This window comes from Protofrankia symbiont of Coriaria myrtifolia, from assembly GCF_900634755.1.
GTDB lineage: Bacteria > Actinomycetota > Actinomycetes > Frankiales > Frankiaceae > Protofrankia > Protofrankia coriariae.
This window is the reverse complement of the sequence record NZ_CAAAFS010000051.1, coordinates 1-14099: the sequence shown is the minus strand read 5'-3', so window position 1 is coordinate 14099 and position 14099 is coordinate 1. Positions and strand designations below refer to the sequence as shown.

The 14099-nt window shown below is 66.7% G+C and carries 10 protein-coding genes, 1 tRNA gene and 1 riboswitch; of the genes, 2 read left to right on the top strand and 9 right to left on the bottom strand.

Annotated elements, in window-relative coordinates:
• Window positions 1-1852 precede the first annotated feature (1852 nt).
• From CM1CMNOD_RS22170 to CM1CMNOD_RS02775, 4 genes are all read right to left on the bottom strand, one after another.
• Entirely contained in the window at window positions 1853-2191 is a 339-nt protein-coding gene (locus CM1CMNOD_RS22170) for a hypothetical protein (RefSeq protein ID WP_207387459.1), read from the bottom strand.
• A 142-nt stretch (window positions 2192-2333) separates the two neighbouring features.
• Window positions 2334-2421: transfer RNA gene (locus tag CM1CMNOD_RS02800), tRNA-Ser, on the bottom strand.
• Between the two features lie 1453 nt (window positions 2422-3874).
• Entirely contained in the window at window positions 3875-5077 is a 1203-nt protein-coding gene (locus CM1CMNOD_RS02780; RefSeq protein WP_083828417.1) for a magnesium and cobalt transport protein CorA, read from the bottom strand.
• 464 nt (window positions 5078-5541) lie between these two features.
• Window positions 5542-5709, bottom strand: a riboswitch (M-box (ykoK) riboswitch).
• Between the two features lie 289 nt (window positions 5710-5998).
• Window positions 5999-6469 (bottom strand): hypothetical protein, encoded by a 471-nt coding sequence (locus CM1CMNOD_RS02775; protein WP_013872151.1) that lies wholly within the window; start codon window positions 6467-6469, stop codon window positions 5999-6001.
• 212 nt (window positions 6470-6681) lie between these two features.
• Between CM1CMNOD_RS02775 and CM1CMNOD_RS02770 the strand changes: the two genes are divergently transcribed.
• Entirely contained in the window at window positions 6682-7356 is a 675-nt protein-coding gene (locus CM1CMNOD_RS02770; RefSeq protein ID WP_013872150.1) for an O-methyltransferase, read from the top strand.
• 225 nt (window positions 7357-7581) lie between these two features.
• Here CM1CMNOD_RS02770 and CM1CMNOD_RS02765 read toward each other — a convergent pair whose 3' ends face one another.
• Complete coding sequence (locus CM1CMNOD_RS02765) at window positions 7582-8304, bottom strand: DivIVA domain-containing protein (protein WP_131772091.1); 723 nt, start codon at window positions 8302-8304, stop codon at window positions 7582-7584.
• Between the two features lie 434 nt (window positions 8305-8738).
• Between CM1CMNOD_RS02765 and CM1CMNOD_RS02760 the strand changes: the two genes are divergently transcribed.
• The gene (locus tag CM1CMNOD_RS02760; protein ID WP_013872148.1) at window positions 8739-9578 is read left to right on the top strand and encodes a nucleotidyltransferase family protein; all 840 of its coding nucleotides are present in this window, start codon (window positions 8739-8741) and stop codon (window positions 9576-9578) included.
• A gap of 221 nt (window positions 9579-9799) precedes the next feature.
• Here CM1CMNOD_RS02760 and CM1CMNOD_RS02755 read toward each other — a convergent pair whose 3' ends face one another.
• The 4 genes from CM1CMNOD_RS02755 to CM1CMNOD_RS02740 form a co-directional block, all read right to left on the bottom strand.
• Window positions 9800-10792, bottom strand: a complete 993-nt coding sequence (locus CM1CMNOD_RS02755) for a Gfo/Idh/MocA family protein (protein WP_013872147.1) — start codon at window positions 10790-10792, stop codon at window positions 9800-9802.
• Between the two features lie 548 nt (window positions 10793-11340).
• Window positions 11341-12315 carry an alpha/beta hydrolase gene (locus CM1CMNOD_RS02750; protein ID WP_237702960.1) on the bottom strand — a complete coding sequence of 325 codons (975 nt, stop codon included), beginning with the start codon at window positions 12313-12315 and terminating at the stop codon, window positions 11341-11343.
• A 4-nt stretch (window positions 12316-12319) separates the two neighbouring features.
• Window positions 12320-13168 carry a tryptophan 2,3-dioxygenase family protein gene (locus tag CM1CMNOD_RS02745; RefSeq protein ID WP_013872145.1) on the bottom strand — a complete coding sequence of 283 codons (849 nt, stop codon included), beginning with the start codon at window positions 13166-13168 and terminating at the stop codon, window positions 12320-12322.
• A 7-nt stretch (window positions 13169-13175) separates the two neighbouring features.
• A partial coding sequence (locus CM1CMNOD_RS02740; protein ID WP_131773820.1) for a diiron oxygenase occupies window positions 13176-14099 on the bottom strand: 924 nt, incomplete at its 5' end.

Below are 14099 nucleotides of genomic sequence, written 5' to 3'. Positions count from 1 at the left end.
CACGCGCCCCACCCATCCGCGCCCGCCCACACCTGCCCGGACCTGTCATTTACCTGCCCATACCTGCTTCTACCTGCGCGATCGCCTCACGAGCAGGCGCCTTCCCAGTCTCTTCCCGGCTTGCGCCAGGCAGGACTCGGCCCGGCTTGGCCGGGTCGACGTCCGACGCCTGCCAAGGGTCTTCCAAAGGTCTTCCGGGAGTCTCGGCAGCGGCGCCCGCGGCAGGCCCGCCCGTCGCCACTTCGTGATCCAGACGGCCGATGGCCGCGCACCGAACGGACGCCTCGCTCCCGTCCGCACGACGGGGCCGCCGGCTTCAACCCACGACGGGTGAACGCTTATACCGCCCTTCCCGCGGAGCGGCAAGTTCTCGGAAGAGATATCTCTACTGGGCCGGCCCACCGGGACCGGGAACAGCACGGCCGATGAGACTACGGACGGCCGGCAAAGTTTTGTATACGGCCACGGTCGGCGGCGGCTGCTCGGCCGAGGCGACGGTTCCATTTCTTTGGCACTGTCGACGATGCCAGGAAACCGACGGCGAGTTCCGCGACGGTCTCGCGGAAGAAGGATTCGGGAACGGCGCTGAATCGGCAGCTTCAGCTGGGATGGTCACAGAAAATCACCGACTGCCGTCCGATGATCCGCCGGACGGCAGTCGGTGGCCGGTTTCGCACCGCCGTGAGGGGCGTCACGTCACCGGGCGGAGACGCACTCGTCCTGCGACATCAAGATCGCCATTATGGACGCCGACACCCTCGCCGCGGGCGGGCACCATGCCCACCATCTGCTGTTTCCGCGCCATGCGGGCACCGGCGGACGCACGTCCGATGATCGCCTGGACGGACCGGCGCCCGCCCGGATCCACCCCCGTGGCGGCCTCCAGGCTATTCCCACGGAAAACGCGCCCGGCTTACAGCAATAACGCCGAACCCTGGCAATGCGCGCTCTCTACAACATCCACCGAACACTCGTAAAGATCACATCAATGAACTACGGTGATATCCACCACAACACCGACGGCCACAACGCGGCGAAGCCAGCATGGAACTACACAGCGTCCAGGGGCGGCCACTTCACACCCTCCGCCGCGCCCCCTTCTCTGCGTTCCCGATCACAGGATAATTTTACGAACCGTAAAATTTGGAGATCGGCCCCGGGCCGCCCCTGTAGGGATCCCGACAGGCATCCACGGGCAGCACGGCCGTCCCGGCCGCCCACCCGGTAGATCACCTCGCCGACGCCCTCGCCACGATGCCGCGCGCCGGGCCCGCACAGCGCCCCGACCATACCCCAGAAGAAGGCCCTCGGACCCCGTGGCCATCTCGTCCCGCCAGCCCCCTCCCTCGGCCCGTCGGCTGCCCTCGTCCAGCCAACTCGTCCAGCCAGCTCGTCCGTCCGCCGTCTCCACGCCACGACCCAGAGGCCAGACGGCGCCGCAACCCGCCGGCCGTATGACGCCGTGGACGCAGCGGCCCGCCGGCGCGACGATCTCGATCTTTCAACACGAGGCTCGCGATCTTTTCAGTCCGCCGAAGCACGCGACCGGGATGATCGACAGGCGCCTTCATCACTTATGGCACTATAAAAAATCATCACTAGAACTCCAAAATCACAATTGAAAAACAACTACCGCCTGATGTCGTGGACGTCGAAACGGCCGACTGCCCGTGCGCGACCAGAGTAGACAGTGGAGAATGCTCCACAAGGGGCAGGCAACGTCGCCCGTCACCCGCCGTCACCCACCAGTCAGGACGCGTCCATTCCGGGCAGCTCCAGGTCGCTCTCCGTCCAGAGCCCGGACCGACAGCATCCATGGCTGCCAGACCGTCCGTTCCGGATCACGCTTATCTCAGGGCCAGCCTGACGGCCCTGAGATCCGACGGGACGACCGGGACGACCGGGACGACCGGGACGACCGGGACGACCGGGACGACCGGGACGACCGGGACGACCACATGATCCCGAGATGGCACGCACAGCAGACGCGCCGCTCTATGTCGGATGGTTGACAGCTCGCCCGTGTGTGCGGCTCCGCGGCCAGCGAGGCGAGGAGCGCGTCGAATCCGTCCCCGCCGTAGCAGCGGATGAACCGGTCGGTCTCCTGCTCTTCGAGCGCCTCGTCGACATCCCGCTTGGTCCCGGGATCCGCGTCGATCTCCTCCGCGCCAGCGAAGATCGATGGCAGCACCACCCAGGTCGCCGAACGAGTTGGGTGGACGCGGCATCCACGTCCTAACTCAAGATCCATACGACGTGCCTCACCAGCCAGGACCAAACCGCGCACGACCGCACAGCCGCGACCTGCGGCCCGGGACCAACTGCGGGTGGAGCGGAGGGCGTGGGATTCGAACCCACGAGGACGCAGGACGCCCTAGCGGTTTTCAAGACCGCCGCCATCGGCCACTAGGCGAGCCCTCCTGACCCGTGGAAACGCTGTCAGGCGCTACGTCCGGTTCACCGGAGTCCGCCCACCATGTGCCCGCCGGGTGCCGTTCCAGGATGTCACAGCCCGCGCCGGTGACACCCACGGCGTCACCCCTCTGCGCCACCTCACCCGCCTGCTTCCCCTTCCCAGAGGCGTGCCGGTCCTGTCGACCGGCCCAGGCTTGCCGGTCCCGTCGGCCGCTGCCCGGCCAGCCCGCTCCCACGCTCGTGGGGACGGCCCCCAAATTCCCCGTGGTGTCCCCCGCCCTACCCGGGCACGCACGACTCATCACCACAATCAGCAGCGATCTTCAGCTTGCCGCCGAGCGCCTGTAGGTAGGCCGCGAGGGTATCCACCCCGCTGCGCTCCAGGTGCCCCTCTCGATGCGGGACACCCGGGCCTGCGTCACACCCGTCGCCTTCGTCGCCTCGATTTGGGTGGCGTGCCGGCGCCGGCGTACCTCCGCCAGCCGGAAGGCCCGTGCCTCGGCGATCAGCCGCTGCGCCCAGAGATGGTCCCAGATATGTCCTCCGCCCGCTCGGCCGGGGTGAAGGCGAACTCGCCGGCCAGATCAACCCAGAGGCGCCCACGAATCCTCCAGACAATCAACCATTCTTATATTCCTCCATATGCTTGAGATGATCATCGTGTGCCATATCGGAACTCCACGGCCTTTCGCACCCCATCTCTTTTCCCGCGCCTGGGCCACTTTGTGGTCTGTCGTTGGGACAGCCAGTCCGTCCGTGACTCACTCGGCATGCTGGTGCGACGATGAGAAGGAGGATGGTATGGGATTTCTGCGACGGCGGGACGATGACGCTGGCGAAGACCGCGACCGTATGGACAAGGGCCAACGACAGCGGCAGGACACCCGGCGTGGCAACCCGACCTGGCGGAGCTGTGGACTGTGCGGCGGCACGGGAAAGGTACTCAGGGACATCGGCGGAACGGACGAGGACGGTGCGTTCAATGAGACCAAGAAACTGAACTGCGCATCCTGCGACGGAACGGGAAGGTTACCGATCAAAGATGATTGAACCTGTCGTGCCACTGCTGACGCTGGACTGCCCGCGACACCGTCGGCCCCGCCGCCGGCGCGGCCCAGGCGACCCGCCGAAAGGCCCCCGGCCCGGTACGTCCAGTACGTCCGGCGACTGCCCACACTACCGGACGGTGTGGGCCGACGGCTACGGCCCTGATGCCGAGCCACCGTCACGCGGCCCGTGGCGACCGGGCCCGGTCCACGGACCGAGCTGAACGCCCGCAACAACCTTCTGTAATGCCGCCTGTACACCGCCCTCATATACGCATAACAGCGACCTGTGTACCGTGTTCTGCCGCGTGGCCCGGAAAACCGGTCGGGCGATGGACGCGAACGGACAGGCCGGTCCTCCGGCGGTGCACGAAAAATATGATCGCACCACCGGAGGGCCGGCCTGTCCCGGGTCAGAGCCAGCGGCGGCTGCGGAAGACGACATAGAGCATGGCGGACACCAGCCCCATGAGCCCGATCGCGAACGGATAACCGTACACCCACTGCAGCTCCGGCATGGTCTCGAAGTTCATCCCGTACACGGTGCCCACCAGGGTGGGCGCGAACAGGATCGCCGCCCATGCGGATATCTTCTTGACCTCCTCGTTCTGCGCGATGCTCGTCTCGGTCAGGATCTTCATTTCCTCGTTCTGCCGCTGCCCGACCAGGGCTGCGTTGGCCGTGAGAATGTTCTGCAGGAGCTGGCGGAAACCCTCGATCCGCTCCACGACCTGGGCGACGTGGTCGCTGACGTCCCGCAGGTACTGCTGCAGCCCGGCGTCCACACCATATTTCACGAAACCCGACGCCAGAGCGTCCAGCATGCCGAGCAGGGGCTTGGTCGCCCGCTGGAACTCGATGACCTCGCGGGAGAGCTCGTAGATACGCCGGCTCACTTCCGGGTCGCCCCGGAAAACCTCGGTCTCGATCTCGTCGATGTCGTTCTCCAGCCCGGCGACAACAGGTGCGTAGTCGTCGACGACCCGGTCGAGGATGGCGTACAGCACCGCCTCGGGGCCTCGGGCCAGCAGGTCCGGCTCGGATTCCATCCGGTGGCGTACCCGTCGCAGGTCCGGCGCGTCACCATGACGTACCGTGATGACGAAGTCGTCCCCGACGAAGACGTGCAACTCGGAGAATTCGACCTCCTCCCGGATGTCGTTGTAGGAAGCCGCCAGCAGAACCACGAAGAGGGTCTCTCCGTACCGCTCCAGCTTGGAGCGCTGATGCGCCTGCACGGCGTCTTCGACGGCGAGTTCGTGCAGTTCGAACTCCCGGGCGATCGAGGCGATCTCACGCTGGTCCGGGCGGACCAGCCCGATCCAGGCGAGATCCTGCTTGCGCTCGTCACGACGTCCGTGCAGAAGCTGGTAGGTCTCGGCCAGCGAGTCCGGTCGCACAAGGCGCCGGCCCTCGGAGTAGAACACGTTCTCCATCACCGTCATCACGCCAGCTCCTCGAATGGCTTGCGGATCTGCCAGCAGACAGCGGTCTGGAACCGGGAGCGGGCTGGTAGCTCCCCCTGGACGCTCGCTCGCACCTCGCCGAGGCGGTGACCGGGCCTTGCGCATCGCTGTGTGGACGTGTCGCCGGGTGGCACACAGCAGGCCGACCATGGACGAACGCAGCCATAGCCGGGCGTGGACAAGGTCCGAGCGCACTGCCACAACGGCCAACCGGCTGGTGCGTGAAAGCCCGCTACGCGATCCCGCGCATCTGCTGACACAACCCTTGGGTCAGGCCTTGATTCCAGACCACCGCGATGCCGTGCTCTGGGAGCTCATAACGAGCGCCCGCCCGCGTTCAGCGCGTCAGACACGACACGACGACCACGAGCCGCCCGGCGAGGCAGGGCTGGGACCGTCGGCCCTTTCTGACAAAGACCGGCGGCGATGTTTTTACACCGGAGTGACCAGACTCAGGCGGCGGGGGTCGCCGAGCCAGTCCAGGACAGACAACGACTATGACCGGGACTCATCCCGCCACCTCCTTCACAGCCGGGCGCCCGCAGGCGCAGACCGCATCCACACAGAGTGATCGCACGAACGAGAGCCAGGCCAGAACCCACCCCCACGTGCGGAGCACCCCTCCTCGTCAGAGCTTTGGCACTGCACGGCGTAATCCCAACCAGGAAGCCACCTGGGCCCACCCCTTAGCCCGGGGAGAGCTGTCCTGACCCGGGGCGTCTCTCGACGTTCGGGGTCAGTGGCCTGTGTCCGTGCAGACGCCTCACCGAACGAGGTGCCGCATCCCAAGGGTGCCGCCGCGCGCGGGACGCTGTCAAACCAGGACACGGTGACCTTGACGGCACGAGCCGATCGGCCCCTCACGCCTGGACACCGCTACCGGTGGCGACCACGCCCCGTCAGGGCGTCGAACGTACACACAAGCCGCCTCGAGCGAGGACGAGCCTCCCGGACACGGACAGCGTCTCTCCGGGCACCACGCAGCCTCTCCGGACCTCTCGGCGCCTCTCCGGCTCTCTCCGGACACGGCGGATAAGCGGCACCTCACAGCGCGCGGTGCCCGGGCGGCGCTCAGGCTCCCGGGCCGAAAGCGGGCCGGCCGGCGCGCTCCCGTTCGGACGCCTTCATCCGTGCCTCGTACACATGCCGGCGGCCACCGGCCAGAACGTCCCGGACCATCCGCTCGGACTCGGCAAAGGCCCGGTAGTACCCGTCGTCATACTCCTCGACGACCTGGAAGGTCCATCGGCCGTCGAGGACGTTGCGTCCGAGCAGGTCCCTGCGAAGCCGTTCGGCGATCTCACCGTGACCGGCGTTGTCCAACTCCTCCAACGCCGATCCGAGCATGAGATCGGCGTGGCCGGACATCTGGTGGAACGCGTAGAGGTGCCCCCGGGCCCGCTCCACCCACTCCAGCGCCTCGCTGATCTTCCCGACGGCGTGGACCGTGTCCGCGTCGAGTTCCGTGGCGGTACGGTCGGCCGCCCACGCCGCTTCCGGCGCCGGGCCTGGAGGCGGTGCCGCTGCGGGTGCCGGTGCCATGGTCGGTGCCGGCGTCGGCACCGGGTCGTTCGTCCTCACAACCCGTGAAATGCCCCACCAGCGCCCTGACGACACCAACACCACACGATCGGTGATCCACACGATCCGGCGGACATGGCCCGAGGCGGAGCCCCACCAGCCGGGGCACAACCCGCCAGCCGGGGCGTAACCCGCCAGGCGGGAGGCTGGGATGTGCCGGTAGCCTGAGCCGCATGTCCGCTCTGGACCCGACCGCGCAGTCGCCCATTCTGGCGCACGGCATATACCCCTATCTCGCGGCGCGCTGCTCACCGCCGGACGAACTGCTGATCGATCTCTTCGCGGAGACGCGGCAGAAGTTCGGGGAACGCTCCGTCATGCAGATCGGCGCCGAACTCGGCGCCCTGCTGACGATACTGACCGCGAGCACCGGCGCACGCCGGGCGATCGAAGTCGGTACGTTCACCGGATACTCGTCGATCTGCATCGCCCGTGGCCTGCCCGATGACGGTCATCTGCTCTGCTGCGACGTGAGCGAGGAGTGGACGTCGCTGGCGCGTCACTACTGGAAGCGCGCCGGCCTGGACGGCCGGATCGAACTGCGGCTCGGCCCGGCCGCGGACACGATCGCCGCGCTGCCCGCCGAGCCCGTCTACGACATCGCGCTCATCGACGCGGACAAGACCTCGTACCCGATCTACTACGACCTGCTGGTGCCGCGGCTGCGCCCGGGCGGGCTGATCCTCGTCGACAACGTGCTCCAGAACGGCAAGGTACTCGACGAGCGGAGCCAGGACGCGGACGTCCGGGCGATCCAGGCGTTCAACGAGGCGGTGGCGGTGGACGACCGGGTACAGGCCGTCCTGCTGGCCGTGTCGGACGGCCTGACGATCGCACGCAAGCTTTAGCTGGTAGCAGCCGTACCTGGCGGCGCCAACCTCGCCCCGGCGCCAACCTCTGGACGCTGCCCGCGCGATCGAACATCCGTCAGAATCCGTCGGACACGCCCTACGCGCCCGTCCCCGCTCGCTCAAGGGATCGAGTACGGAAACGGCTGCCCTGGCGGCCACTTGCTCCCTCGTTCTCCTGATCTGGCGATACCTGATCGGGGTTCGGGGGAGGAGAGGAGACGGTCAGGACAGGTAGGCCTGGACGCGGGTGATCTCGTGCTCGAGGAAGTCGAGGAAGTCGTCGACCTCGTACTCGCTGTATCCACCCGTCAGCCAGGTGGAGTCGAACCTGGCGTTGACGATGTCCTGTGGGGTGAGGTCTGCGGTGACGGAAGCGGTATCCGCCGGGTGGCCGTCTCGCGCCGACTCCGCCATCGCCTGCAGGCGGTCCAACTCCCGGCCCACCCTGCCGAGAAAGGCGTCGACCTGGGCGGTGTCGTAGCCGGCGCGGAACCGCGTTCTCGTGAAGGTTTTCGCCGTCACCTCCGTGCCGGTGGTGCCGGGATGGAACGAACCGGGACCGCCACGATGCCGGGCTGCGGCCCAGCGGTCATCATCGCAGGGAGCGCCCGCCGAGGCGGCTGCGGACACCGCGGAGAAGAACCTGTGCAGATTGGCGAACTCACGCTCGACGATCCGGAGGAAATCGCCGACCTCGCTCTCGTGATATCCGCTGAAAAATCTGGTCGTATTGAACCTCGTCGACCTGATCTCCGTCGGCGCTATTCTCGGGACGAGCTCGGCCGGCTCCGGCGTCCCGCCGTTCTCGACAACGCGAACGATGGCGTGCAGCCGGCGCAGCTCGGCGGCGGCCCAGTCGAGAAGGGCGTCGACACCGACCATGCTGTAGCCGGGACGCAGTCGGGTCGCGCTGAATGCTTTTACGCAGAGGTCATGAGCCGTCACGATCGGACGGTAGGCGACGGTGCTGTCGCCACCGCGCTCGCCGCCAGGTGGTGGTACGGGCGGCTGGGGCGGCCCCCCGTGCGGCGGGCGTGTTTGTTCCTCCCCTGGCTGCGTCCGGATGGCCTGTGGGGCGCCGTCGGCAATTGACCGTTTCACCGTTCCGGATTGTATGGCGAACCATCGACCAAGAAAATGTGAGCTCGCAGACCAGACCACTTTTTGCGTCGGTTCATATTTTGTTGTAATTATTATTCATGTATTCATAGAACTCTATTGCCAACTTCGCCTGCCCGGCCCGTTACAGTGATGACCGGACGCGGTGCTTCCGGCAGGCGCCACCCGTCCCCGTCCCAGCCCGATCTTGGGTCTGGTCCTGGACCTGGACGGCGTGGACGCCCGCCCTGCCCTGGATCGGCAAGCACGTGGAGCGGCCGATGACAGTCACAACGAGTACCGTCGGCGGTCTCGTCCTCGCTGCCGGCGCCGGACGTCGCTTCGGCGTTCCAAAAGCTCTGGTCACCCTGAGTGGCGAACCACTGGTCCAGCGATGCGTCCGGATGCTCACCGACGGTGGATGCGCTCCGGTGCTTGTGGCTCTCGGCGCGCGGGCGACCGACGTGATCAGATCCACCGGCCTACCCGAAGAGCAGGTCGTCCTGGCATCTGACTGGGCGGTGGGGATGAGCGCGTCGCTGCGTCGCGGGCTCACAGCATTTGCCGCCGATGAAGGAAGCCCCGCCGCTCCTGCCGACGGGGGCCGCAACAGCCGGGGCCGGAAGAACAGCCGGGGCCGCAACAGCGAGAGTTGGAACAGCGGACAGCGGCTAGCGGGACACGCTGGCGTCGAGGCGGTCGTGATCGCGCTGGCCGACCAGCCGCTGATCGGCGCCGAGGCGGTGTGCCGGCTGCTCGCGGCCCACGCCGCCGGCGCCGTCGCGGCGGTCGCCAGCTACGGCGGGCAACCGCGCAACCCGGTCCTGCTGCACAGAACGGTGTGGGCCGAGGTGTCCGCCCTGGCTCACGGTGATGTCGGGGCACGGGCCTGGCTGCGGACCAATCCGGACCGGGTCGTCATGGTGCCCTGTGACGACACCGGCTCCCCCTACGACATCGACACCCCCGACGACCTGGCGGCGCTGGTCACGTCCAGCCCAAGCACGTCAGGCCCGACCGAGACCAGACCGACCACGTCCGGTTCGGCCGCGTCCGCTGGTCGGCCGCTGGCACCGCCCGGCAGCGGCGGCCGGCCACCGCGCGTCGACCCGCCGGCCTGATCCCGGCAGGCGATCCAGGTGATCCGTCAACACGGGCAGCGGGGTGAGCACGGGCGATACAGATAATCACTGTGCCACCGGCACCAGCGATATAACCGGTGCCGGCCGCCATCGCTTTCCTGACATCGACGCCGATATGATCCTGACGCGTTCTCGATGTGTTTCCGACGTCCCCGCTCCCGGCCGCCGGGGATGGCCGGGGTGGTTTCCGTGCGATCTGGTCAGCCGGCGAGCCCGCGTGGGGGAAGGCCGGCCGTACGGTAGACATCGTCGATGAGGCGCATGGTGACGACCGCGTCCTCGGCCGGTGTCAGTGTCGGTTCGCCGTACAGCACCGCGCGGGCGAAAGCACGCAGCTGGGCGTCGAACGTCGTTTCCCCACGCACCGTTTCCCAGCGGGTACGCCCCTGCGTTGTCCAGCGAATCTGGTTGAAAACATGTGGGCGGACGAAGTTGGCGACCCGCAGCTCGCCGCGGTCCCCGGTGACGTGGGCGGCGATCCGCAGGAAGCGTCGGGACCACAGCGAGCAGTCGATCCGTCCGGTCGAGCCGTCGGGGAAGCTGAACTCCGCGGTCATGGCGCGGTCGATGCGCGGCGCATGCAGCAGGGCGCGCGCCGACACGACCTTCGGTTCGCCCGCGCCGAGCAGCCGCATACAGTGGACGGCGTAACATCCGGTATCCATCATGGCGCCGCCGCCGAGCTCGTAACTGTAGCGGATCTCGTCGTCGAAAAGCGGCCAGGGAATACACATCCAGGTGCGGATCGAGCGCACCGTGCCGATGCTGCCGTCCCGTACGATCTTGTGAATACGCTCCGCCAGCGGATGATACCGGTAGTGAAAGGCCTCGGTGACGACGACGCCGGCGGATGCCGCCGCCTCGGCAACGGCACGCGCCTCGACCTCGTTGGCGGTGAACGGTTTCTCGCACAGCACGTGCTTCCCGGCCTCGATCGCGCGCAGGGTCCACTGCGCGTGCAGGGCGTTGGGCAGCGGGTTGTACACCGCGTCGACGTCGGGATCGTCGAGCAGTGCGTCGTATGATTCGTGTGCCACCGGGACCGCGTATTTTTCGGCGAACCGGTCGGCCCGCTCGGTATGGCGGTCCGCCACCGCGACCACCGCGACAGTCGGCAGCCGTGCCGCGGGTTTCATGATGGCCGTCGGGGCGATCCGAGCGGCGCCAAGAATGCCGATCCTCACCTGATCCACCGATACCGTCCTTTCCTGTTCGGTGGCCGGCACAGCCGCCAGCTCAGTCGGACAGCACCGATCGTGACGACGGCTGGAACCGGTCAGAATGTGTTTCTGTATTCGGTGTCGCGGGCACTCCTGGTAAATTGGGTAAGATCACTCTACCTCCGGTGTCGAGGCGTTCCCGCGCGACCTACATCACTTCGACCGGCGCGGCCAATACACCCGGAAGGAGGCGGTGTCAATTATCGACCGCTGTTCCATTCCTAACCGTTCGCCAGGACGCAACGCCCCACCGGCACGCACGCACCCCGTTCAAATCCCCGGCCAGCACCCCGACAACCGGACGGGAGAAGAAGGTCGAACCAGGTTTTCAAGTTTTCCATTCAAAATCTTTGACCGGATCGCGATCTGAATCATGCGTACGGCAGTTCTGAGAACATCCAGGGGAAGGAGAGTCATCAATGGAGCTACCAGACGGCTCCGCCGTACTGTTCCTCCAACAGGAACGGGTACCAGTGACTCGGACCGCACGACATGGATACTGCGAAGCGCACACCTCGCACTCACCGCGGGGACCGGCCAGATCCGACCTCGAGCGCCGGATTTCCGGGGAGTGACAGCAGGCCCATCTGTGTCAGGACTGCCCGGCCGAGTGGTGTTTCCGGGTCCCCGAGGACGAGAGGGAGATCGAAGTGGTTCCGGGCGGACACCACAAGATCGGCAACTGGCGTGCCCGCTCGGGTCAGGGATGATACGAACTGTCTGTGCTGGGCGGCGAAGGCGGCCGTCTCGTTGTCGCCGCGGGCGACGATCAGCGGTGGGGCACCGCCGTGGACATGACGAATCGGGCTGTTGCGGGCCGCTTCGGCTGCGGTGAGCCCGATCTGTTCTCCGACATAGGTGTGCCGCAGCGGCTCGAGATCGTAGATACCGCTGAGCAGGCAGGCACCGCGGATCACGTCGAAGGGGCGCAGCGCGGGAGGGAGCCAACCGTCCGTCACACACATCGCGGCGAGATGAGCACCGGCGGAGGAACCGCTCAGGAAGATCCGCTGGGGGTCGACGCCCAACTCGGCGGCGTGCCGAAAAATCCACAGTATGGCGTTGCGGACCATGGCGACGATCTCGCCCAGTCGGTGAACGGATGCGAGCCCGTACCCCAACGCGGCGAAGGCCGCTCCTCTCGTGACGAAGTCCGGCGCGGCGAAGGACGACTCCTCCTTGCTCAGTTCCTGCCAGTAGCCGCCGTGGATGAAGACCTGTAGCGGCGCGTCGGGACCAGCGGCGGGGAAGAAGTGGAGCCGCTGGGCGGAGGTGTCTCCGTAGGAGATTTCTTTCCATGGCAGGGTTGCGCGGGCATCGGCCGACCTGTCCGCATACATGCGTAGGTAAGTTCTCATGTCGGGTACGGTCAGGCTGGGCGAGTACGCCTGGTCGCGTAGTTCCCGGCTGGTCTCCCACGAGGGCGGTGACGTCCCACCGGCCGTGGTCCTGCCGTTTCCCGTGCCGTCGTTTCCCGTGCCGTCGTGGGTTCTCACCGGCCTAGCCATCGGATTCCTGTCGAAGGGATTCGGGGCCATGAACCCGCGGAAGGCTTCCGTCGTTCGGCGGGCCGAAACGACTCCTTGCCTCCCAGAGTTCCGGATAGAATTTCATCGGAACCCGTTCCGCCAGGTAGCCGCCACCTGTGCTGCCACCTGTCCCAGGTTTTCCGCCGAGCTGGCGCACCACCGTCATCTGGTGCCGCAGGCGCCAGGTCGACCACATCTGGTCGTGGTCGATCAGCGCTTCGGAGAGCTCCCACAGCTCGTTGTACCGATCGCCGCCGACCGCTATTTCGTAGAAGATCGCGGCTCGCTGCTGTGGGGTGCCGACGGCGAAACCAGCGGCGGCCAGAAGGGTGATGAAAGAGTCCCACGGGTCCGGTTCGGTCAGTCGCCGGGACAGTCGCTGGTGGTCCTCGGTGCTCAGCCAGACGGCCCTATCCAGCCAACCGCTGTCGTCGGCACCGGACAGGAATTCTATTTCTCGGAACTGCGTCGACTGAAGCCCGCTGGACGACCCCAGCGTTCCACGGAACTCCAGGAATCCGTGCGGCGTCATGGTGTCGACGACGTCGATCTGGTTCACCAGCACGCGCTCGATCTCGTGGCAGCGGCGCAGCCGGAGGCGGGCCCGGTAGGCGTCGCCGTCGAGCATCCGGTCCCTGGCGTTGGAAAGCTCGAACAGCAGCACCTTGAACCACAGCTCATACACCTGGTGGACAGTGATGAAGAGCAGTTCGTCGTGGGCGGGGGGTGAGCTTCTGCACCGCTGCTGGTCGAGCACGTGGGGAAGGCGAAGGTAGGTCGCGTAGGTGAGTCCGCTGTCGTGATCGGCGGAAGGCTGCATGGTGTCCTCACTCGATGCCGTGGGCGGCGAAGGTCTCCCTCGCTCCAGGAAGATCGAGGACGCCGGCGGATTCGCACATCCGCCGGGTGGCCTGGGCGACCTCGCGGATTCGTCGGGTCGCGGCAGCACCCCCGTAGACGTCCTGGAGCACGGTGTCGGCGGTGGGCTCGTCGAGGCCTGCGAGCAGGAGAGAGGAGCGGACCGGTGTGGTGTCCCAGACGAGACATGCCCTGATCAGAGGTGGGATGGCGTGCGCCACACGTGTTCGGAGCGAGAGTTCCAGATGCGTCCACAGAAGGTGGAAGAAGGCGACGAAGAAGCGGTGGTGGTGTCCCTCGTCACGGGCATGGTCGCGGGTCACCTCCCGGACCGCGGTGACGACCGTGGGATCGTTGGGGACCTCGTTGGGGACCTCGTTGAGGACCGCGGTTATCAGCGTCTCGAACACGATCACCTGCAGCAGATGAGCGAGCACCGGCTCACCGGGGAGGATGGCGCGCCCGGTCTCCTCGAGACGTTCGACGAACCCGCCATAGTCCCACCGGGGTATCGGGATCCCCGTGGCGGTGGCGATCTGGTCGGCCAGATCGAGACTGTACAGCGAGTGATACCCCTCGTCACAATATATTTTGTAGGCGTCCAGACGACACGAACGAGGCAGGTCGAAGCCCACCCGGTTCCCGGCGATCCGCTCCGCCCCACGGTTGACGATCCTGGTCTCCAGGTGCGTTGCCGACAGCAGAAACTGGTACAGGTGACGCACGGCGAGTTCCCGTGTCAGGGCGGCTGGGAGAACACGGACGGCTTCGTGGGCAAGATAAGGAACCAGCTCGGAGGGAAAGAACACCCGCCCTTCCTCCATGTCCCGGTGGAATGTCCGCCGACTCCCACCGCGGACTCCCGCCGAGCTGTACCAGTCGTTCATCGGTTG